The sequence below is a fragment of the Variovorax sp. P1_H12_2 genome (genome assembly GCF_056405335.1).
On the sequence record NZ_JBFUCI010000068.1, the window covers coordinates 1 to 20,418 of the forward strand.

18 protein-coding genes and 1 pseudogene are annotated in these 20,418 nt (G+C 69.2%); 12 read left to right on the forward strand and 7 right to left on the reverse strand.

The window, feature by feature from the left end:
- The 3 genes from AC1D2K_RS09690 to AC1D2K_RS09700 all read right to left on the reverse strand — a co-directional run.
- On the reverse strand, window positions 1-145 hold a 145-nt coding region (locus tag AC1D2K_RS09690; protein ID WP_478088362.1), incomplete at its 3' end, for a DUF2817 domain-containing protein.
- On the reverse strand, window positions 142-1,356 hold the full coding sequence (locus AC1D2K_RS09695) for a M20 aminoacylase family protein (protein WP_478088333.1): 1,215 nt from the start codon (window positions 1,354-1,356) through the stop codon (window positions 142-144). The genes AC1D2K_RS09695 and AC1D2K_RS09690, both read right to left, overlap by 4 nt.
- Before the next feature lie 70 nt (window positions 1,357-1,426).
- Entirely contained in the window at window positions 1,427-2,629 is a 1,203-nt protein-coding gene (locus tag AC1D2K_RS09700) for a glycerophosphodiester phosphodiesterase (RefSeq protein ID WP_478088335.1), read from the reverse strand.
- 101 nt (window positions 2,630-2,730) lie between these two features.
- Here AC1D2K_RS09700 and argE point away from each other — a divergent pair, with 101 nt between their 5' ends.
- The gene (gene argE / locus AC1D2K_RS09705) at window positions 2,731-3,939 is read left to right on the forward strand and encodes an acetylornithine deacetylase (RefSeq protein WP_478088336.1); all 1,209 of its coding nucleotides are present in this window, start codon (window positions 2,731-2,733) and stop codon (window positions 3,937-3,939) included.
- 113 nt (window positions 3,940-4,052) lie between these two features.
- Window positions 4,053-5,159 (forward strand): DUF445 domain-containing protein, encoded by a 1,107-nt coding sequence (locus tag AC1D2K_RS09710; protein ID WP_478088338.1) that lies wholly within the window; start codon window positions 4,053-4,055, stop codon window positions 5,157-5,159.
- Between the two features lie 141 nt (window positions 5,160-5,300).
- On the opposite strand, the gene AC1D2K_RS09715 is transcribed toward AC1D2K_RS09710, so the two are convergent.
- Window positions 5,301-6,074: a type III pantothenate kinase gene (locus tag AC1D2K_RS09715; protein WP_478088339.1), complete on the reverse strand. Its 774-nt coding sequence runs from the start codon at window positions 6,072-6,074 to the stop codon at window positions 5,301-5,303.
- Between the two features lie 122 nt (window positions 6,075-6,196).
- Here AC1D2K_RS09715 and lysM point away from each other — a divergent pair, with 122 nt between their 5' ends.
- Window positions 6,197-6,658, forward strand: a complete 462-nt coding sequence (gene lysM, locus AC1D2K_RS09720) for a peptidoglycan-binding protein LysM (protein ID WP_478088341.1) — start codon at window positions 6,197-6,199, stop codon at window positions 6,656-6,658.
- A 294-nt stretch (window positions 6,659-6,952) separates the two neighbouring features.
- Here the strand turns inward: lysM and AC1D2K_RS09725 are convergent, their stop codons facing one another.
- A complete protein-coding gene (locus tag AC1D2K_RS09725; RefSeq protein ID WP_478088343.1) occupies window positions 6,953-7,405 on the reverse strand; it encodes a rhodanese-like domain-containing protein in 453 nt (150 codons plus the stop codon).
- Window positions 7,406-7,571: 166 nt separating this feature from the next.
- Here AC1D2K_RS09725 and AC1D2K_RS09730 point away from each other — a divergent pair, with 166 nt between their 5' ends.
- The 8 genes from AC1D2K_RS09730 (at window position 7,572) to AC1D2K_RS09765 (ending at window position 17,983) form a co-directional block, all read left to right on the forward strand.
- On the forward strand, window positions 7,572-8,687 hold the full coding sequence (locus AC1D2K_RS09730) for a TRAP transporter substrate-binding protein (RefSeq protein ID WP_478088345.1): 1,116 nt from the start codon (window positions 7,572-7,574) through the stop codon (window positions 8,685-8,687).
- Between the two features lie 91 nt (window positions 8,688-8,778).
- Window positions 8,779-9,435 carry a TRAP transporter small permease subunit gene (locus tag AC1D2K_RS09735; RefSeq protein ID WP_478088347.1) on the forward strand — a complete coding sequence of 219 codons (657 nt, stop codon included), beginning with the start codon at window positions 8,779-8,781 and terminating at the stop codon, window positions 9,433-9,435.
- A 10-nt stretch (window positions 9,436-9,445) separates the two neighbouring features.
- A complete protein-coding gene (locus AC1D2K_RS09740; RefSeq protein ID WP_478088349.1) occupies window positions 9,446-11,323 on the forward strand; it encodes a TRAP transporter large permease in 1,878 nt (625 codons plus the stop codon).
- A gap of 56 nt (window positions 11,324-11,379) precedes the next feature.
- Window positions 11,380-11,805, forward strand: a complete 426-nt coding sequence (locus AC1D2K_RS09745; RefSeq protein ID WP_478088351.1) for a CopG family transcriptional regulator — start codon at window positions 11,380-11,382, stop codon at window positions 11,803-11,805.
- Between the two features lie 32 nt (window positions 11,806-11,837).
- Window positions 11,838-12,941 carry an extracellular catalytic domain type 1 short-chain-length polyhydroxyalkanoate depolymerase gene (locus AC1D2K_RS09750; protein WP_478088353.1) on the forward strand — a complete coding sequence of 368 codons (1,104 nt, stop codon included), beginning with the start codon at window positions 11,838-11,840 and terminating at the stop codon, window positions 12,939-12,941.
- 146 nt (window positions 12,942-13,087) lie between these two features.
- Window positions 13,088-14,914 (forward strand): DUF6600 domain-containing protein, encoded by a 1,827-nt coding sequence (locus AC1D2K_RS09755; RefSeq protein WP_478088355.1) that lies wholly within the window; start codon window positions 13,088-13,090, stop codon window positions 14,912-14,914.
- A 56-nt stretch (window positions 14,915-14,970) separates the two neighbouring features.
- The gene (gene gorA, locus AC1D2K_RS09760) at window positions 14,971-16,326 is read left to right on the forward strand and encodes a glutathione-disulfide reductase (protein WP_478088357.1); all 1,356 of its coding nucleotides are present in this window, start codon (window positions 14,971-14,973) and stop codon (window positions 16,324-16,326) included.
- A gap of 139 nt (window positions 16,327-16,465) precedes the next feature.
- Window positions 16,466-17,983: an AMP nucleosidase gene (locus tag AC1D2K_RS09765; protein WP_478088358.1), complete on the forward strand. Its 1,518-nt coding sequence runs from the start codon at window positions 16,466-16,468 to the stop codon at window positions 17,981-17,983.
- 6 nt (window positions 17,984-17,989) lie between these two features.
- On the opposite strand, the gene AC1D2K_RS09770 is transcribed toward AC1D2K_RS09765, so the two are convergent.
- On the reverse strand, window positions 17,990-18,682 hold the full coding sequence (locus AC1D2K_RS09770; RefSeq protein ID WP_478088360.1) for an ArsR/SmtB family transcription factor: 693 nt from the start codon (window positions 18,680-18,682) through the stop codon (window positions 17,990-17,992).
- Between the two features lie 50 nt (window positions 18,683-18,732).
- Between AC1D2K_RS09770 and AC1D2K_RS09775 the strand changes: the two genes are divergently transcribed.
- Entirely contained in the window at window positions 18,733-19,884 is a 1,152-nt protein-coding gene (locus AC1D2K_RS09775) for a cytochrome P450 (RefSeq protein ID WP_478088361.1), read from the forward strand.
- A 9-nt stretch (window positions 19,885-19,893) separates the two neighbouring features.
- Here the strand turns inward: AC1D2K_RS09775 and AC1D2K_RS09780 are convergent.
- Window positions 19,894-20,418: pseudogene (locus AC1D2K_RS09780) on the reverse strand (flavin-nucleotide-binding protein); the annotation flags it as partial.

The following is a 20,418-nucleotide window of genomic DNA, read 5'->3' on the forward strand; positions in this document are numbered from 1 at the left end:
CGTCCATCGCGAGCTCTTCGCCATCGCGTCCCTTCAAGGGGAGGACGTGGGAGCGCACCGCGAGCCCGGCTTCGGCGCAGCCCTGGAGGAATTTCTGCCGCGCCTGGGCATAGCGCGGCGAGAAAGCCTCACCGACGCCGATCATGCCGCGCCCCCTTCGGAGAGCCGGGGTCCGTTCAGGAACTGCTCGGCGAGCTGCACCCAGCWGGTGGCGCCCAGCGGGATCAGGTCGTCGTTGAAGTCGTAGCTCGCGTTGTGCAGCAGGCACGGGCCGCCGCCGTGCTGCATGGCGCGGTGGCTGCCGTCGCCGTTGCCGATGAAGGCATAGGCGCCCGGCTTGGCCAGCAGCATGAAGGCGAAGTCCTCGGCCGTCATGGCGGCCTCCTGCACCAGCACGTTCTCCTCGCCGACGATGCCGGCCATCACGCGGCGCGCGAAATTGGCCTCGGCGGCCGAATTGATGGTCGGCGGGTAGTTGCGGTGGAAGTGGAAGTCGCACTGCGCCTCGTGGGCCGCGCAGATGTGCTCGGCGACGGTCTTCATGCGGGCCTCGATCAGGTCCAGCACCTCCAGCGAGAAGGTGCGCACCGTGCCCTTGAGCTCGCAGGTGTCGGGAATCACGTTGCTGGCCTCGCCGCCGTGGATCATCGTGACCGAGATCACGCCGGCGTCGGTCGGCTTCTTGTTGCGCGTGAGGATGGTCTGGAAGGCCTGCACCATCTCGCACGCCACCAGCACCGGATCGATGCCCGTGTGCGGCAGCGCGGCGTGGCCGCCCTTGCCGCGGACCGTGATCACGAACTCGTTGCTCGAGGCCATGGCCGGACCCGGACTGACCGCGAACTGGCCGGCCTTCATGCCGGGCCAGTTGTGCATCCCGAACACGGCTTCCATCGGGAATTGCTCGAACAATCCTTCCTTGACCATCTCGCGCGCGCCGCCGCCGCCCTCCTCGGCCGGCTGGAAGATCAGGTAGACCGTGCCGTCGAAGTTGCGGTGCTTCGCCAGATGCTGCGCCGCCGCCAGCAGCATCGCGGTGTGGCCGTCGTGGCCGCAGGCGTGCATCTTGCCGTGGTGTTTGCTCGCGTGCGCGAAGGTGTTGAGTTCGGTGACGGGCAGCGCGTCCATGTCGGCGCGCAGGCCGATGGCGCGCTCGCTGGTGCCGTTCTTGACGATGCCCACCACGCCGGTGGTGCCGAGCCCGCGGTGGATCGGGATGCCCCACTCGGTCAGCTTGGCCGCCACCACGTCGGCGGTGCGGACTTCTTCGAAGCAGAGTTCGGGATGGGCATGGAGGTCGCGCCGGACCGCGGCGATGCCGGCCGCCTGGGTGACCAGGGAATCGATGAGTTTCATGGACACGAGTCTAGACTTTGCGGATGGAGCCCGCAAAGAGCGTGCCGCGTGGGGCCGCGCGACTGACGATTCAACGCACTTGCTGTTTCAGCCACGCTGCGCGCGCGGCCAGTGCCGTATCGGTGAAATCGGTGAAGACGCCGTCCACGCCCAGCCGGTAGTACACCAGGTACTCGTTCGACGGATCGCCCTTGTAGTCCGCCGGCAGCCGCCGCGATTCGTTGCGGAAGGTGAAAGGATGGACGAACAGGCCGGCCTTGTGGGCGTCGGCGACCAGCGGGGTCGGGCCAAGGGTGGTGGCGTCGGCATCGTTGATCTTGCCGTCGCCATTGACGTCCACCGGCTTGCCATCGGGCCCGATGGTGCCTTTCATGCTCACGATGTAGCGCTTCCAGGGGCCGATGCCGTCCGCATAGGTCTTGATCTCGGCCAGGCCTGCGGGCGTCACCATCACGTCGAAATTGCGCCGGTCGCCTGCTTTGGTCCATTCGTAAGGACGATCGACCGGCACCGCATAGGTCATCGCGCCGCTCTTCATGTCGATGCCATCGCCATCGATCAGCTGGACGACGCGGGTCTTCAGTCCCTTGGCCTTCATGTATTTGAGGCTGCCGGGCTCGAAGGACTGGACGAACACCGGCGCCCCCTTGTTGTTCCAGCCGGCGGCCTCGAGCATCGCGATCAGCTTGTCTTCGAGCGGCAGGCCCAGGTCGCGGAAGTAGGTCGGGTTCTTGGTCTCCGGATAGATGCCGATGGTGCGGCCGCTTTCGCGCGACTTGGCCTTCGCGAGGTCGATCACCTGCTGGAAGGTCGGCACCTTGTACTGGCCATTGAACTGCCGCGGACGCTCGGCATCGGTAGAGATGGCCCCCAGCCGCTGGATCTCGGCCAAGGTGAAATCATTGCTGAACCAGCCGGTCTGCGTTTCGCCGTCGACCTGGATGGTCTTCTTGCGAGCCGCGAATTCGGGCCGGCTGGCGACGTCGGTGCTGATCGCCAGGTTGGGATCGTGGCGCGTGATCAACACGCCGTCCTTGGTCGAGACCAAGTCCATCTCGATGTAGTCGGCACCCAGTTCGATCGCGCGCGCATAGGCCTCCAGCGTCTCCTCGGGCAGATAGCCCGAAGCACCGCGGTGCGCGACCACCAGCGGCGGCTGGCCGTCCAGCGTCGGCAGGCCGGAGGTGGATTTGCCGCCCGGCGCGCTGCAGCCCGCAAGGCAAAGCACAGCGGCCAGCGTGCCGGCTGCGATCGGGGTCTGGCTGGATGTCATGGTTCTTCTCCTTGGTGAATGCGACCGCACAGCCTACTCCTGCGCCATGACACTTCGGCGGCGCCGGCACGCCAGCCCCGACTTCCGGGACAATGCCCCGCATGCCACACGTGCTCTCCCCCCGCAGCCTCGAACTCGCGCAGACGCTGGTGCGCATGAACACGGTCAGCGCCAACAGCAATCTCGAGCTGATCGACTTCGCACGCGACCACCTGGCGGGGCTGGGCATCCGCAGCCGGTTGACCTACAACGCCGACAAGACCAAGGCCAACCTGTTCGCCACGCTCGGCGCCGGCAAGAAGGCCGGCGTGATCGTCTCGGGCCATACCGACACCGTGCCGTGGGACGGCCAGGACTGGAGCGTCGACCCGCTTTCGGCGATCGTGCAGGACTGGCCGAGCGACGACGCCGATGCCGACGCCGCGCACGTCCAGCCGCGCCTCTACGGCCGTGGCGCGGCCGACATGAAGAGCTTCATCGCGATCGCGCTGGCCAATGCCGAGCGCTTCATCGAGAGCGACTCGCCCTTCGCGGTGCATTTCGCCTTCAGCTACGACGAGGAGGTCGGCTGCTTCGGAGTGCGCGAGCTGATCGCCGACATGAAGGACCAGGGCATCAAGCCGCTGGCCTGCATCGTCGGCGAGCCGACGCTGATGGTGCCGGCCATCGCCCACAAGGGCGTCTACCGCTACAAGTGCTGCGTGCGCGGCAAGGAGGCGCATTCGTCGCTCACGCCGCAGTCGGTCAATGCGATCGAGATGGCGGCACGCGTGGTCGGCAAGCTGCGCGACATGGCCGAGGACTTCGAGCGCAAGGAGCCGCGCTACGCCGGTTTCGACGTGCCCTTCAGCACCGCCAGCGTCGGCCAGTTCCACGGCGGCATCGCCGACAACGTGGTGCCGCGCGACGCCGAGTTCCGCTATGAATTCCGCAACCTGCCGACCGCCGATGCGCAGCGGATGCAGGACGAGATCCTGGCCTACGCCGGCCGCGCCGAGGTGGCCATGAAGAAGATCGCGCCCGATGCCGGCTTCCGCTTCGAGACCATCTGCGAGATCCCGAGCTTCCTGAGTTCCGCCGACGAGCCCGTGACCCGCCTCGCCCAGCGGCTGGCGAAGGAGCCGGGCACCACGCTGGTGGCCTTCGGCACCGAGGCCGGCATCTTCCGCAATGCCGGCATCCCGACCGTGGTCTGCGGCCCCGGCAGCATCACGCAGGCGCACCAGCCCGACGAGTTCGTGACGCTGGAGCAGCTGGCCCGCTGCGAGCAGTTCCTGCGGGGGCTGGCGAACATCGAGGAAATTCGCTGAAACGCGTCGCGCTCGCCCTGCTGGGCGCCGCCGCGCTGCTCTACGCGCTGGCGACCGCGCTCGAGGCCAGGCACCCGGCCTGGGGCTACGTGGCGGCCTTCGCCGAAGCCGCAATGGTCGGCGCGATCGCGGACTGGTTCGCGGTGGTGGCGCTGTTCCGGCACCCGCTGGGCCTGCCGATCCCGCATACCGCGATCATCCCGGCCAACAAGGACCGCATCGGCGCCAGGCTCGCCGGCTTCATCTGCAACAACTTCCTGAGCACGCCGCAGGTGCTGGCCAAGCTGGCGCAGTTCGACCCTGCCGCGCGGCTCGCCGACTGGCTCTCGCGGCCCGAGAGCGCCGAGAAGATCGGCGGCCACCTGGTGGCCGCGACGCGCTACGGTCTCGCGGCCTTCGACGACGCACGGGTGCGCGATTTCCTCGGCCGCATGGCGGCCGCCGGGCTCGCCCAGGTGGATCTCGCCAGGCTGGCCGGCCAGGCGCTCGAGGCGCTGACCGCCGATGGCCGCCATCACGCGCTGCTGGACGACGTGCTGCGGCAGGTGGCGGACGCGGTCGAGGGCGAGGATGTGCAGGAGCGGGTCACCGAGGCGATCGCGCGCGAGATCAAGGCGCTGCGCTACGTCGGGCTGGACCAGATGGCGGCCAGGCTCGCCACGCGCAAGATCGTGGCCGCGGCAGTCCACACCCTCGGTGAGATCGCCATCGAGCCGGCGCATCCGCTGCGGCTGCGCTTCGATGCCTACATGGCCGGCTTCGTCGAACGGCTGAAGGCCGACCCCGAATTCCACCGCCGCGGCGAAGCGATCCGGGCCGAACTGCAGGCGCATCCGGCGCTGGGCGACTACCTGCACGGCCTGTGGAGCGAACTGCTGGCCTGGCTGCACGACGACCTGGCGAAAAGCGAGTCGACCATCCACCGGCGCCTGGTCGGCATGGCGGGCACCCTGGGCGCGCGGCTTTCGGCCGACGCGGCGATGTGCCGCTGGATCAACGAGCAGATCCTGGATGCGGCACCGCGCGCCATCGAGCGCTATCGCGAGGACATCCGGCGCTACATCGTGGAACGCGTGGCCGACTGGAACGCCGACGAGATGACGAGCGAACTCGAGCGCCACATCGGCCGCGACCTGCAATTCATCCGGGTCAACGGCACCCTGGTCGGCGGCCTGGTCGGCCTGGCGATCCACACCGCCACGCAGCTCTGGAAGGGCTGATCAAGCGGGAGCCGGCGCCATGCCCCCTCCGCGACGCATGAAACCGGCGCGCCCAGATCCTGGGATACCGCGGAACCGGCTTCGCCGGGCCGCTGGTATCGCCCCCTGGGGGGCAGCGCCGAAGGCGCTTCGGGGGGGCACCTACCCCGGGAGCAGGCGCTCCTGGGCGATCACCAGCAGCCCGTCCATGATCAGGCTGTCGACCAACTCGAAGTCGCCGTTCATGCTGGGCGCCATCTTCCAGCCCGCGCCGCCGGTCATGTAGCAGGCCGGCTCGGCGCCGCAGTGCGCCCTCACATGCTGCACCATGCGGTCGACCGCGCCCGCGATCGCATAGGTGCCGCCGCTGGTCAGGGCGTCGCTGGTGTTGGTCGGGAACTCGCGCACCTCRCCGGTCGGCACATGCAGGCCGGCCGTGCCGGACTCGAGCGCGCGCAGCATGATGCCGTGGCCCGGCAGGATCAGGCCGCCGAGAAAGCGGCCATGGGTGTCGACCGCCTCGACCGTGACCGCGGTGCCGATCATCACCACCACCATCGGCCGCGCAGCGCCTTGCGACATCATGCGGTGGCGCGCGCCGATCATCGCGACCCAGCGGTCGGCGCCCAGGCGCGTCGGGTGGTCGTAGCCGTTCACGATGCCGGCCTCGGCCACACTGGAAACCACCCAGCGCGGCGAGCACTCGAAATGCTCCACCAACTGCTCCTCGGCGCGGCGCCGCACCGCATCGCCGGCCACCACGCAGCCCAGCATCGAATCGGGCGCAGGCAGTTCGGCCCAGGGACCGTCGGCCAGCCGCTCGATGTGGTCGAGGAACTCTGCACCATGCGCGAGCAGCGCGGCGCCGGGCCGTGCCGCATCGTAGAGGGACCACTTGAGGCGGGTGTTGCCGATGTCGATCGCGAGGAATGCCATGCGCGGCATTATTGCGAGTTTGTGCTTACGGGCGCTTGCAGATGCGGCCACAGCCTACGCGAAGGTGCCATCTTCCGCCGTTAAAGTCGCCTGTCCCATCCACACGTCACAAGGAGAAAGCCATGGGTTTGCTGAGTTTCATCAAGGAGGCCGGAGAGAAGCTCTTCGGCGGTTCGGCGGCGCAGGCGGCGGAGCCGGACAAGGACCAGGCGGCGGCAGCGGCGATCAAGACCTACATCGAGACCCAGAACCTGGGCCTGACAGGACTGGAAGTCGGCTACGTCGCCGTCACCGGCATCGTGACGCTGTCGGGCAGCGCGCCCTCGCAGGAAGCCAGCGAGAAGGCCTCGCTGGCCGCGGGCAACGTGGCCAACGTGACGCAGGTCGACAACAACCTGGTGGCACCGGCCGCCGATCCGGCGCAATACCACGACGTGGTCCGCGGCGACACGCTCTCGGCGATCTCGAAGAAGTTCTACGGCGACGCCAACAAGTACAACGCGATCTTCGAGGCCAACAAGCCGATGCTGAGCCATCCGGACAAGATCTATCCGGGCCAGAAACTACGCATTCCGAAGCTCTGACTCGCCCCAAGGCTCTGAGCTCGCCCCCAGGTTGCCCGGCACTTCGTGTCCGGGCGCCCACCCCCTACCGGGGGCGCAGCCAGCGGCCCGGCGAAGCCGGTTCCGCGGCTGCCCACGAACGGGCGCGCCGCGCGCAGCCGTAGAAAAAACACAGCGCCGAATGATCTGGCCGGCGCAGCCAGGCCTGTTGGTGGAACACCGCGGAACCGGCTCCGCCGGGCCGCTGGTGTTGCCCCCGGTAGGGGGTGGGAGGGCTACACGAAGTGAGCCCGACCTGGGGGCGAGCAACACCTACTACATCTGTTTCCAGGGTAGGCCGCGGAAGCGCCAGCCGCCCTTGCGGCCGCGATGGCCCTCTTCGTCGGCATCGCCCTCGAAGCCTTCGAGGATGTTGTAGGCCTCGAGGCCGAGTTCGGTCGCGCGCCTGGCGGCCGCGATCGATCGCACGCCGCTGCGGCACAGCATCAAGACCTTGGCGTCCGCCGGCACGGCGGCCCGCAAGACTTCGTCGAAGGCCGGATTGAGCGCCATGCCGGGCCACTGCTTCCAGGCCAGGCCCAGCGCGCCCGGCACGTAGCCCACCCATTCGCGTTCGGCGTCGCTGCGAATGTCGACCAGCACACCCTCGCCGCTGTCGATCCATTGCGCCGCCTGTTCCGGCGTGACGTCGCCGGCATAGCCCGCGGCCGGCCTCACACCGGCCCGATCGGCAGCCGGGGAAGACGTTGTCGCGTCGATGGGAGTCATTTCTTGTCCTTGAAACATGGAGGGAAAGAGCCGGGCCGAATTCTTCACCACTTGGGAAAACGGCCCGCCACAGATCGAATTCTGCTCAGTTCGAGAAAACCCTCTCTATCACAAAAGTTCACACATCAAAGAAAATGTCTAGGTCTCATACCCACGGAGGCACGCGATGACAGAGAACTCAATGAGCCGTCGACGCAGTGTGTTGAAGGGGGCCGCCGTCGCGGCGGGCGCACTGTCCGCGCCCATGATCAGCATGGCCCAGACCACTTCGATGCGATTCCAGAGCACCTGGCCGGCGAAGGATATCTTCCATGAATACGCCAACGACTTCGCCAAGAAGGTCAACGACATGGCGGGCGGCCGCCTGAAGATCGAAGTCCTGCCCYCGGGCGCCGTGGTGCCGGCCTTCCAGCTCCTCGAAGCGGTGAACAAGGGCACGCTGGACGGCGGCCATGGTGTCGTGGCCTACCACTACGGCAAGAATTCGGCGCTCGCGCTGTGGGGCTCGGGCCCGGCCTACGGCATGGATGCGAACATGGTCCTGGCCTGGCACTACTACGGCGGCGGCAAGGCGCTGCTCGAGGAAATCTACAAGTCGATCCACATGGACGTGGTGTCGTACCTCTATGGCCCGATGCCGACGCAGCCGCTGGGCTGGTTCAAGAAGCCGATTGCGCGCGTCGAGGACCTCAAGGGCCTGAAGTACCGCACCGTGGGTCTCGCGGTCGACATCTTCACCGAGCTGGGCGCGGCGGTGAACCCGCTGTCCGGCGGCGAGATCGTGCCGGCGCTCGACCGCGGCCTGATCGACGCCGCCGAGTTCAACAATGCGTCGAGCGATCGCGTGCTGGGTTTTCCCGATGTGGCGAAAAACTGCATGCTGCAGAGCTTTCACCAGAGCGGCGAGCAGTTCGAGATCCTGTTCAACAAGGGCAAGTACAACGCGTTGCCGCAGGAGCTTCGGTCCATCATCGACTACGCGGTGCAGGCCGCCAGCGCCGACATGAGCTGGAAGGCCGTGGACCGCAACACCAAGGACTACCAGGAGATGAAGAAGGCCGGCGTCAAGTTCTACAAGACGCCCGACGCCATCCTGCGCGCCCAGCTCGCCGCCTGGGACAAGACCATTGCCCAGAAGGCGAAGGAAAACCCGCTGTTCCAGAAGGTGCTCGATTCGCAGAAGACCTTTGCACAGGCCGCCGGCCAATGGCAGAACGACTACATGGTCGATTTCAAGATGGCCTACAACCACTACTTCTCCTCCTCGGCGAAGAAGGCCTGACGGCCATGCGCCTCCCGCCATCGCGGCGCCAGCTTTCCGGTTGACCCCGGAAGGCGCCTTCCTGCCCAGGTAGCTGCACGCCGCGACGCCGATGAAAACCCAACAACTGCTGCATGCCGCCGACCGCCTGAGCACCTGGACCGGCAAGGCTTTCGCGTGGCTCATCGTGGCGCTCATGCTSGTGGTGTGCGCCGAGGTGTTCAAGCGCTATGCGCTCAACGCACCCACGGCGTGGATCTACGACGTGAACAACATGCTCTACGGCACGCTCTTCATGATGTGCGGCGCCTACGCGCTGTCGCAGGACGGCCATGTGCGCGGCGACTTCCTCTACGCCAGCATGAAGCCGCGCACCCAGGCCACCCTGGACCTGGTGCTCTACATCGCCTTCTTCCTCCCCGGCATCGGCGCCCTGACCTGGGCCGGCTGGAGCTACTTCCAGGACTCCCTGGCCATGAACGAGCAGACCTTCAATGCCACGCCGCTGCCGGTGTATCCCTTCAAGTTCGTGATCCCACTGGCCGGCGCCATCGTGATGCTGCAGGGGCTCGCCGAGATCCTGCGCTGCGTGGTGTGCCTGCGCACCGGCGCCTGGACGCCGCGACTGAAGGACGCCGGCGAGATGGACGTGGTCGAGCAGCAGCTCGCCAACAGCACCTTCGTGGACGAGGAGGCGCGGCGCGACGCCATCGAGCGCGCCAAGGACCTGGACGAAGCGGCGCGCCTGCGCGGCAGGGAGGCGACATGAGGCGCTTCGAATGACCCAGGCCGTACTCGGGCTCACGATGCTCGGCCTCATCGTGGTCGTCATCATGCTGGGCTTCCCCACCGCCTTCACCCTGATGGGGCTGGGCATGCTGTTCGGCTTCGTCGCGTTCTACGACCCCGCCGCGCCGTGGTTCGACAACCACGTCTTCGACCTGATGGTGCAGCGCACCTTCGGCGCGATGACCAACGAGACGCTGCTGTCGATCCCGCTGTTCGTGCTGATGGGCTACGTGATGGAACGCGGCGCGCTGGTCGACAAGATGTTCTACAGCGTGCAGCTCGCGTTCCGGCGCGTGCCGGGATCGCTGGCGGTCGCGACCCTGATCATCTGCACCTTCTGGGGCATCGCCAGCGGCCTGGTCGGCGCGGTGGTGGTGCTGATGGGCGTGATCGCGATGCGGCCGATGCTCAACGCGGGCTACGACACGCGGCTCGCCGCCGGCGTGATCACCGCGGGCGGCACGCTGGGGATTCTGATCCCCCCGTCGGTGATGATCATCGTCTACGCCGCGGTGGCCGGGCAGTCGGTCGTCAAGCTCTACGCGGCGGCGATGTTTCCGGGCTTCTTTCTCGCGTTCCTCTATCTGATCTACGTCATTGCCTGGGCGCTGATCCAGCCCAAGGTGGCGCCGAAGCTGCCGCCCGAGGCACAGCGCGCCCCCGTCACGCCCGCGGTGGCGCACCTCGCTGCCAGCTACTCGCCGCGCATGCTGCCGGCGCTCGCGACCGCGGTGATTCTGCCCGGACGTGCGTTGGGCGCGGCAGCCGCCGGCCTGCGAATCACGTGGCGGACGCTGCTGGGCTATCTGGCGCAGGCGCTCGTGCCGCTTCTTCTTTCGATCGTCACGCTGGGCTCCGTCTGGTGGTATGTGACGATCTACTCGCAGGCGGACACCGACACGCCGCCTCCGGTGGCAGAGCAGTCCGGGCAGGCGCCGCGGGGCGGCAGCGCACTGCCGGAACCGCCGACCGAGGGCTTGCAGGAGCCGCCCTCGTCCGAAGGCGTGCAGGAGCCGCCCGGCGCTGAGAGCCACTCCCCCGGCGGCGCCTCGGAAGGCCTGCAGGCGCTCGGCGAGCCGGTCGCCGCGCCGCACGCGCAAGCGGTCCCCGCCGCCTTCTACACGGGCTTCTGGTGGACCTGCGCCTTCGTGCTGGCGCTGCTCGGCTGGTACTACGCGAAGCTGGACGCCGAGCAGTTCGAGATCCTGCGCATGCTGGTGTCATCGGTCATGCCGCTGGGCATCCTGACGCTGATCGTGCTGGGCGTGATCCTGTTCGGCATCACCACCGCGACCGAATCGGCGGCCGTCGGCGCGGCGGGCGCCTTCCTGATGGCCTGGCAGGCAAAGACGCTGAACTTCCAGCGCATCAAGGAGGCCGTGTTCCTGACCGCGAAGACCACGGCGATGGTCTGCTGGCTGTTCGTGGGCTCCGCGCTGTTCTCGGCGGTCTTCGCGCTGCTCGGCGGCCAGCGCGTCATCGAAGAGTGGGTGATGGGGATGAACCTGACGCCGCTGCAGTTCCTGCTGCTGTCGCAGGCGATCATCTTCGTGCTCGGCTGGCCGCTCGAATGGACCGAGATCATCGTGATCTTCATCCCGATCTTCCTGCCGCTGCTGGCGCATTTCCAGATCGACCCGCTGCTCTTCGGCGTGCTGGTCTTCGTGAACCTGCAGGCCGCCTTCCTGTCGCCGCCGGTGGCGATGTCGGCCTTCTATCTGAAAGGGGTGTCGCCTTCGCACGTGACGCTCAACCAGATCTTCGCGGGCATGATGCCCTACATGCTCATCGTGATCCTGTGCATGGTGTTCATGTATGTCTGGCCCGGCCTGACGCTGTGGCTGCCGAAGTATCTTTATGGAGGCTAGCCAGACATCAAAAACCATCCATATGGATGGCAACGGGATGGTGGTAGGATGGCGAGATGCAAAGTCATCCCGTCCCCGCCGCGCTGCGCGCCAGGCCGCCTGAGGCCGAGAAGATCACGATCAACCTCGGCTATGTCGACCTGGGCCACGTCGACCTGCTGGTGGCCGAGGGCTTCTACTCGAACCGCACCGACTTCATCCGGACCGCCATCCGCAACCAGCTGGCGGTCCATGGCGAGGCACTGAAGCAGGTGGTCGCGCGCAAGATGCTGGTGCTCGGCCTGCAGCAATTCAGCGCCGCCGACCTCGAGGCGGTCCGCGGCGCCGGCGAGAAGCTCGAGATCCGGGTGCTCGGCCTGGCGAGCATTTCCGCTGACGTGACGCCCGAACTGGCGCTCGAAACGATCGCTTCGGTCACGGTGCTCGGCGCCCTGCACGCGAGTGCCGCGGTCAAGGCCGCGCTGGCCGACCGCCTGCATTGATTCCCTCGCTTTCCCTTCCTTCGAGGCACCCCATGAATCCCCTGTTCGAACGCCTGATGCGCAAGGCCACCCTTCTCACCCAGGGGGGCCACCTGCAGGAGGCGACCCGGGCGATCCAGCGCGCGCTGGGCGGCGCCGACGCGACGCCCCGGGCCGAGCGGACGACCCCCGCCGCGCCTGCGGCCAACGATGACGAGGCGCCGGTCGTGGACGTCGAGGCCCGCGTCGTCGGGCCCGCCCCGGCACACCTCCCGACGCGCGAAAGCGGCACCGAGCAATGGACCGACGGCCTGTTCGCCCACCAGCACCGGCCGATCGCCTACAAGCTGTTCGTGCCCGAAACGGGTGCCGGCAGCCCGCGCCCGCTGGTGCTCATGCTGCACGGCTGCACCCAGAACCCGGAGGACTTCGCCGCCGGCACGCAGATGAACCAGCTGGCGCGCGAGCACGGTTTTCTGGTGCTCTACCCGGCGCAGACCCAGCACGCCAATTCGTCGAAGTGCTGGAACTGGTTCAAACCGCAGCACCAGCAGCGCGGGCGCGGCGAACCGGCCCTGCTGGCCAGCCTCGCGCAGTCGGTCATCGACGCCCACGGCGTCGACCCCGAGCGGGTCTATGTCGCGGGCCTGTCTGCCGGTGGCGCGATGGCCGACATCCTCGGGCGCAGCTACCCCGACCTGTTCGCCGCGGTGGGCGTGCACTCCGGCCTGCCGAGCGGCGCGGCCAGCGACCTGATGTCGGCGCTGGCCGCGATGAAGAGCGGGCCCGCCGCCGCCGGTTCGGGCGGACGGACGGTGCCGACCATCGTCTTCCATGGCGACGCCGATGGCACCGTGAATGTCCGCAATGGCGAGGCGCTGGTCACCGCGGCACTCGCGGGCCAGGAAGAGGCCGCAGCGTCGGCGCAGGCATCGGACGGCCGCTCGACGCAGGGCCGCGCCTTCACCCGCCGCGTGCACACGGATGCCCGGGGCCTGCCGGCCGTCGAGCACTGGCTGCTGCACGGCGCCGGCCACGCCTGGTCCGGCGGCAACGCGCGCGGCTCCTACACCGACCCTTCGGGCCCGGACGCCAGCGCCGAGATGCTGCGTTTCTTCCTGAGCCACCGCAAAGCGATGGCCCCAGCCACGCCCTGAACCCGCGACCTCGGCCGCCGGACGGAGGCAAGCCACGCTTACATGCGGTTGCCTGCCGGGGGGAAATATTGCGGTGCTTTGCACAGCGGATGCCAGCGCGGACCCGCCTTCGTGCGTTGAGTGCGAAGAGACGAAAGAAGGATCGGATGAAGCACCGCACCGCCCTCTTTTCCGCACGCGCCGCGCGCTGGCTGCTCGGCCTGGCATTGCTGCTGGCAGGCCTGCCCGTGTCCGCCCAGCAAGACCCTCCCGGCCGGGTCGGCCACCTGAACTACCAGCAGGGCGCGGTGAGCTTTTCGCCCGCCGGCGACAACGACTGGTTCGAGCTCGGCCCGAACCGCCCGATCACCACGGGCGACCGGGTCTGGACCGACCGCGACGCCCGCGCCGAACTCTACCTGGGCGCCATCGCGCTGCGCCTCGATGAGCAGACCGGCATCACCGTGTCCGAACTCGACGACGACACCGCCCGCATCACGGCCTCGCAGGGCCGCCTGCAGTTGCGGGTGCGCGAGGAACTGGCCGGCCGGCGCCTCGAGATCGATACCGCGAACCTCGCACTGGTGGTCGACGCGCCGGGCGACTACCGGGTCGAGACCGATCGGGCCGCCGGCACCACCCGCGTCGCGGTGGCGGCCGGCCATGTCACGCTGTTCGGCGAGGGCGGCGAATCGGTCGCCCTGGGCGCGCAGCAGCAGCTCACCACCTCCGGTCGCAACCTCGCGGCGGTGGACGCAGCGGYGGCTCGCGTCGACACCGGGTTCGATCGCTGGCTGGCCGAACGCGATCGCCTCGAGGAGCAATCGGTCTCGGCGCGCTACGTATCGCGCGAAGTGGTCGGCTACCAGCAGCTCGATGCCTATGGCGACTGGCAGAACGACCCGGACTACGGCGACGTCTGGTATCCGCGCAACGTCGACGCCGCATGGGCGCCCTACCAAGACGGCCAGTGGATCGACGTCGCGCCCTGGGGCTGGACATGGATCGACGCCGCGCCCTGGGGCTTCGCGCCGGCCCACTATGGCCGCTGGGCACGCATCGGCCCGCGCTGGGGCTGGGTCCCGGGGCGGCGGCAGGCACGGCCGGTGTATGCGCCGGCGCTGGTGGGCTTCGTCGGCGGCACGGCCGGCGGCCATGCGACCCTGGCGATCGGCGGCGGCCGCAACGGCGTGGGCTGGTTCCCTCTGGCGCCGGGCGAACCCTGGCGGCCGGGCTACCGCACCAGCCAGCGCTACGTGGACGCGGCCAATCGGGCCGCCTTCCAGCGGCAGATCGCGGSGCGCGACGCCGGCTTCGCGAACCAGCACCTGCCCGGCGCGGTCACGGTGGTGCCCACCGATGTCTTCGGCCGCCGTCCGATCGGCCGGCGCGACGTGGTCCGCCTGCCGGCCGACCGCCTGACCGGCGTGCCGGTCGGCATGGGTGCGCCGATTCCGCACGGCCGCGATCACGGCCCCGGCGGCTTCGGCCGCCCCGCCGCGCCGCCGCCGCCGCAGGCCGCGATACAGCTGCGACAGTTCGAGCAGGTGCAGCAACTTCAGCAACTGCAGCAGGCCCAACGGCTGCAACAGGCGCAACAGCTTCAGCAAGCACAGCAGCTGCAGCAGGGGCAGCAGCTGCAACAAGCCCAGCAACTCCAGCAGGCCCAGCGCCAGCAGATCGAGGCCCAGCAGCGTGCCGCGCAGGCGCAGGCCCAGCAGCAGCAGCAATGGCAGCAGCAGGCCTTGCGCCAGCAGCAGGAGATGCAGCAGCGCGCTGCCCAGGCGCAGGCCCAGCAACTGCAAGCGCAACACCAGTTGCTGCAGGCGCAGCAGGCCAACGCCATCCGCCAGGCGCAGGAGGTGCAGCAGCGCGTCCTGCAGATGCAGATGCAGCAGCAGGCGCGGGTGCCTGTCGATCCGCGCGCGCCGCAGCGCACTGGCGTGCCGGCGCCGGGCCAGCCTGCCCATCAGCAGCAGCCGGATCGTCCATAGGCCAAGGCCCAGCGGCAACGCCTCGCGCCGGCTACAGTCGGCGCGAAGGAGTTCCCATGCGCACCTACGACTTCGACTTTTTCGTCATCGGCGGCGGCAGCGGCGGCGTGCGCGCCGCGCGAATGGCCGCGCAGCGCGGCGCCCGCGTCGCGCTGGCCGAAAGCGCCGAGCTGGGCGGCACCTGCGTCAACGTGGGCTGCATCCCCAAGAAGCTCTACAGCTATGCCGCAGGCTATGGCGAAGCCTTCGAGGAGGCGGCCGGCTTCGGCTGGGACCTCGGCGAACGGCGCTTCGACTGGGGCCGGCTGAAGGCCAACCGCGCGCGCGAGATCAAGCGCCTCAACGAGGTCTATCGCAGCCTCCTCGAAGGCGTCGACGTGACCTTGATCCAGGGCTGGGCGCAGCTCGCCGATCCCCACACGGTGCAGGTCGGCGACCGCTCGTACACGGCCCAGCACGTGCTGCTCGCCACCGGCGGCATGCCCTTCGTGCCCGATCTGCCGGGACGCGAACATGTCATCGTCTCCGACGCGATGTTCGATCTCGACCCTTTCCCGAAACGCCTGCTGGTGGTGGGCGGCGGCTACATCGCCTGCGAGTTCGCCTCGATCTTCAACGGCCTCGGCGCCGAGGTCGTCCAGTTGCAGCGGCGCGCACATCTTCTGTCCGACTTCGACGAGGACATCCGCGAGTTCCTGGCCAAGGAAATGCGGCGCGCCGGCGTCGACATCCGCTTCAACACCGAGATCACGTCGATCCGCCGCCTGGACAGCGGCCTGTGCGCCGTGCTTTCGCGCGGCCAGCGGGTCGAGGCCGACGCCATCCTGTTCGCGACCGGGCGCGTGCCGAACACCCAGGACATGGGGCTCGAGGCCGCCGGCATCGCGCTCGACGAGCGCGGCCGCGTGGCGGTCGATGCCAACTACCGCAGCTCGGCGCCTTCGGTCTACGCGGTGGGCGACGTCTCGACCCGCCAGCAGCTCACGCCGGTGGCGCTGGCCGAGGCGATGGCGGTGGTGGACACGCTGTTCGGCAAGGGCGAGCGGCGGCTCGACTACGAATTCACGCCCACCGCGGTCTTCACGCACCCGAACATCGGCACCTGCGGCTACACCGAGGCCGCGGCGCGCATGAAGTTCGGCGCCGTCACGCTGTTCTCGAGCGAATTCCGCGCGCTGCGCCACACCTTGTCGGAGAGCAAGGAGCGCACCTTCATGAAGCTGGTGGTCGACACGGCCAGCGATCGCGTGGTCGGCCTGCACATGGTCGGCCCCGACGCCGGCGAGATCGTCCAGGGCTTCGCGGTCGCGATGCGCGCCGGTGCCACCAAGGCGATGTTCGACCGCACGATCGGCATCCACCCCACGGTCGCCGAGGAATTCGTGACGATGCGCGAACCGATGCCGGGCTGAGAATGCCCGGCCGGCGCAGCCAGGCCCATTGGTGAAACACCGCGGAACCGGCTTTGCCGGGCCGCTGGTGTTGCCCCCGGTAGGGGGTGGGCGGGCTACACGAAGTGAGACCAACCTGGGGGTGAGCCACAATGCCTTTATGCCGTACATGCCTGCCTTCATCGCTCCAGCCCGGTTCACCGATCCCGACGCCGCCCTGGAACAGGTCCGCCTGATCTACAACGGCGGCCTGCAGCACCTGCGCGACGCCATGCAGCGCTTCGTGGCCGGCGAGAGCCTGCCGGGCCGCGTGCGGGCCTGCTACCCCTTCGTCCGGATCCACACCCACACGGTGTCGCGCAGCACGCCGCCGGCCAATGCCGGCCTGAGCTACGGCTTCGTGTCCGGGCCCGGGCGCTACGAAACCACGCTGACGCGGCCCGACCTGTTCCTGCGCTATTACCGCGAACAGTTCCGGCTGCTGCTCGAGAACCACCAGGTCGAACTCGAGATCGGCACCAGCACGCAGCCGATCCCGATCCACTTCTCGTTCGCCGAGAACGACCACATCGAGGGCACGATGAGCGCCGAGCGCCGAGCGCTGATGCGCGACGTGTTCGACCTGCCGGACCTCGGCGCGATGGACGACGGCATCGCCAATGGCACCTACGAAGCCAGGGCCGGCGAGGCGCAGCCGCTGTCGCTCTTCACCGCCGCGCGCGTCGACTATTCGCTGCACCGGCTGCGCCACTACAGCGGCACCGCGCCCGAGTGGTTCCAGAATTTCGTGCTGTTCACCAACTACCAGTTCTACATCGACGAATTCGTGCGATTGGGCCACGAGGCCATGACCGACGAGAACAGCGAATACATCGCCTTCATCGAACCCGGCAACGTGATCACGCGGCGCCGCGGCCTGGCCGCGGCTTCGAGCTCGATGTACGGCGAACTGCTCGACGGCTCGCAGGGCACGCCGCCGCCGCGGCTGCCGCAGATGCCGGGCTACCACCTGGTGCGCGAGGACTGCACCGGCATCAGCATGGTCAACATCGGTGTCGGCCCGGCCAATGCCAAGACCATCACCGACCACGTGGCGGTGCTGCGGCCGCACGCCTGGGTGATGCTCGGCCACTGCGCCGGGCTGCGCCAGGGGCAGCGGCTCGGCGACTACGTGCTGGCGCATGCCTATGTGCGCGAGGACCACGTGCTCGACGAGGAGCTGCCGCTGTGGGTGCCGATCCCGGCGCTGTCCGAGATCCAGCTCGCGCTCGAGAAGGCGGTGGCCGAGGTCACCCGCACGCAAGGCACCGAGCTCAAGAAGATCATGCGCACCGGCACCGTGGCGAGCACCGACAACCGCAACTGGGAGCTGCTGCCCGGCAACCAGCCGCAGCGGCGCTTCAGCCAGAGCCGGGCGGTCGCGCTCGACATGGAGAGCGCCACCATCGCGGCCAACGGCTTCCGTTTCCGGGTGCCCTACGGAACCCTGCTGTGCGTCAGCGACAAGCCGCTGCACGGCGAGATCAAGCTGCCCGGCATGGCCAACCAGTTCTACCGCGAGCGCGTGGAGCAGCACTTGCGCATCGGCATGGCCGCCATCGACATCCTGCGCCAGGAAGGTTCGAGCCGGCTGCACAGCCGCAAGCTGCGAAGCTTCGCGGAAGTGGCTTTCCAGTAACCACGCTCAGGCCAGGCCGAAAAGCTCCGGCATCTCGCGCTCGGCCTTGAGGGTGAGCGTGAGCGCCCGGCCGTCGAGTTCCTGGCGCACCCAGCCGCGCCGCAGCGACAGCTGCAGGCAGGCCGCGCCCAGCGCTCCGCCCAGGTGGGGCCGCCGCTCGCTCCAGTCGAGGCAGGCGCAGGCAAAGCGCCGGCGGGCGCCGCGCGCCGTCTCCACGTCGAGCCCCAGGCTCTCGAGCGCCACGGCACCCTCGGGCGTGAGTTCGTAGTCGCCGCCTTCCGCCGTCGCATGCAGCCAACCCTGCGCATGCAGGCTGTCGTGCAGCGCGACGCCGGCCGTGCCGGCCATGTGGTCGTAGCAGGTGCGCGCCGCTCGCAGGCGGCTGGGCGTGGTCGGACGGAACTCGCCGCGCGGCGCGCCGGCAAGCACCAGCAAGCTCTCGAGCGCCGCGGCCACCTCCGGGCCCGCGAGCCGGAAATAGCGGTGCTTGCCCTGCGCAAGCGCATCGACCAGGCGCTGTTCCTTCAGGCGCGCCAGGTGTGCACTGGCGGTCGAGGCGGCGACCTCGGCCACGGCGGCGAGTTCGGTCGCGGTGCGGGCGTGGCCATCCATCAGGCAGCACAGCATGCGCGAGCGCGCGGGCTCGGCGATGGCGCCAGCCAGGCGGGCCAGGTGGGTGTCGGCAGAAGCTTCATCCATATTTCGATCGTAAGCGAAGCGTGATCGCAAGAAAAGACCAGACTGCGGGCATGAACACCACCGCCCCGCCCGCCGACGCGATCGCCGCCGTCACCCATGCCAACCCCTATCCCTGGTACGCCAGCCTGCGCAGCGGGCCGGCGCTGGTCTTCGACCCGGCACTGCGCCTGTGGATCGCCAGCCGCGCCGAGGTGGTGCGGGAGATCCTCGCCAACGACGCCCTGCGCGTGCGGCCGCCCGCCGAGGCGGTGCCGCGCGCGTTCGCGGGCACACCGGCCGGCGAGCTGTTCGGCCTGCTGGTGCGCATGAACGACGGCGCGCCGCATGCGGCGCATAAGCCGGTGCTGCAGCGCGCGCTGGCCGACCTCGATCTCGCCGCGGCACATGCGGCGACGCTTCGGGTCGCCGCGGGATTGCCCTCGGCGGATCTCACAGAGACCGCCTTCGCGCTGCCGGTCAGCGCGGTGGCACACCTGCTCGGCTTCGCCGCCGGCGAACTGCCGCAGGTCGCGCAATGGACCCGCGACTTCGTCGCCTGCCTGTCGCCGCTGTCGACCGCCGCGCAACTGGCGACCGCGAGCGTCGCCGCCGCCGGCCTCATGGACCGCTTCGAGAGCCTGGTCGCCGCGCAGCCCGCACCGCGCGGCAGCCTGGTTGCCGCGGTGCAGGCCGACGCGCCGGCGCCCGCATCGCGCGCGCTGCGGGCCAACCTGGTCGGCCTGCTGTCCCAGACCTGCGAGGCCACGGCCGGCCTGCTGGGCAACAGCCTGGTGGCCCTCGCGCGCGAGCCGGGCCTGCGCCGGAAGATCGACGACCGCATGGCGCTTCTGCCCGCGCTGGTGGCCGAAGTCGCCCGCCACGACCCCGCGGTGCACAACACGCGCCGCTTCGTCGCCGAGACCACCACGGTCGCCGGCCACCCGCTGGCGCCGGGCGATGCGGTGCTGCTGGTGCTCGCTGCCGCGAATCGCGATCCGGCCCTGAACCCGGCGCCCGCGACCTTCGAGCCGATGCGGGCCGAGCGGCGCTGCCTGGGCTTCGGCCATGGCCGCCACGCCTGCCCCGGCCAGGCGCTGGCCTGCACCATCGCGGCGGCCGGGCTCCAGGCGCTGCTGGCCGACGGCCTCGACACCGATCGGCTGCTGCGGCGCGGCTGGCACTACCGGCCGTCGGTCAATGCGCGGATCCCGGTCTTCCGCTGAGGCGCCGTGTCACGCGGCCTCCGGCCAGCGCCCGGTCGCATCGAGGTAAGGCGACGGCTCCGCGCTGCCCCAGCGCAGCGGCAGTGCCGCGGGCCGGTACAGCACCGAGGCCACCTGCATGCGCAGCAGCCGCTCGGCGCCCTCGTAGGCGGCCAGCTCCGGTCCCTCCCAGAGCACTTGCGCGCTGACCGCGATCTGCAGCAGGTCGCCGCGCTCGAAGTCGATGAACAGCAGCCCGGCCCGCGGATTCACCGCGATGTTGCCCAGCGTGTTGAAGAAGCTGTTGCCGACGAAGTCGGGCACGGTTAGCGTGCCCTCGCCGCTCAGGCGCACGAAGCCCGCGCGGCCGCCGCGGTGCGAGACATCGACGCCTTGCGCCGCGCCGGCATGCCCGGCCGACGGATGCGCCGTGGCAATGAAGAAGGTGTCGGCCTGGCCGACCAGCCGCCGCGCCGCGGCATCCAATCGATCGACGCGTGGCGCCGGCACCCCCGCCGGCGCGCCGCCCACGAAGAGCGGTTCGCGGGCCTGGAT

What these genes read in the sequence shown, in the direction of transcription:
- AC1D2K_RS09700 (WP_478088335.1), bottom strand. Translation starts at nt 2,629, where the DNA reads ATGACATCCAGCCAGACCCCGATCGCAGCCGGCACGCTGGCCGCTGTG.
- argE (WP_478088336.1), top strand. Translation starts at nt 2,731, where the DNA reads ATGCCACACGTGCTCTCCCCCCGCAGCCTCGAACTCGCGCAGACGCTG.
- AC1D2K_RS09710 (WP_478088338.1), top strand. Translation starts at nt 4,053, where the DNA reads ATGGTCGGCGCGATCGCGGACTGGTTCGCGGTGGTGGCGCTGTTCCGG.
- lysM (WP_478088341.1), top strand. Translation starts at nt 6,197, where the DNA reads ATGGGTTTGCTGAGTTTCATCAAGGAGGCCGGAGAGAAGCTCTTCGGC.
- AC1D2K_RS09725 (WP_478088343.1), bottom strand. Translation starts at nt 7,405, where the DNA reads ATGACTCCCATCGACGCGACAACGTCTTCCCCGGCTGCCGATCGGGCC.
- AC1D2K_RS09740 (WP_478088349.1), top strand. Translation starts at nt 9,446, where the DNA reads ATGACCCAGGCCGTACTCGGGCTCACGATGCTCGGCCTCATCGTGGTC.
- AC1D2K_RS09745 (WP_478088351.1), top strand. Translation starts at nt 11,380, where the DNA reads ATGCAAAGTCATCCCGTCCCCGCCGCGCTGCGCGCCAGGCCGCCTGAG.
- AC1D2K_RS09750 (WP_478088353.1), top strand. Translation starts at nt 11,838, where the DNA reads ATGAATCCCCTGTTCGAACGCCTGATGCGCAAGGCCACCCTTCTCACC.
- gorA (WP_478088357.1), top strand. Translation starts at nt 14,971, where the DNA reads ATGCGCACCTACGACTTCGACTTTTTCGTCATCGGCGGCGGCAGCGGC.
- AC1D2K_RS09765 (WP_478088358.1), top strand. Translation starts at nt 16,466, where the DNA reads ATGCCGTACATGCCTGCCTTCATCGCTCCAGCCCGGTTCACCGATCCC.
- AC1D2K_RS09770 (WP_478088360.1), bottom strand. Translation starts at nt 18,682, where the DNA reads ATGGATGAAGCTTCTGCCGACACCCACCTGGCCCGCCTGGCTGGCGCC.
- AC1D2K_RS09775 (WP_478088361.1), top strand. Translation starts at nt 18,733, where the DNA reads ATGAACACCACCGCCCCGCCCGCCGACGCGATCGCCGCCGTCACCCAT.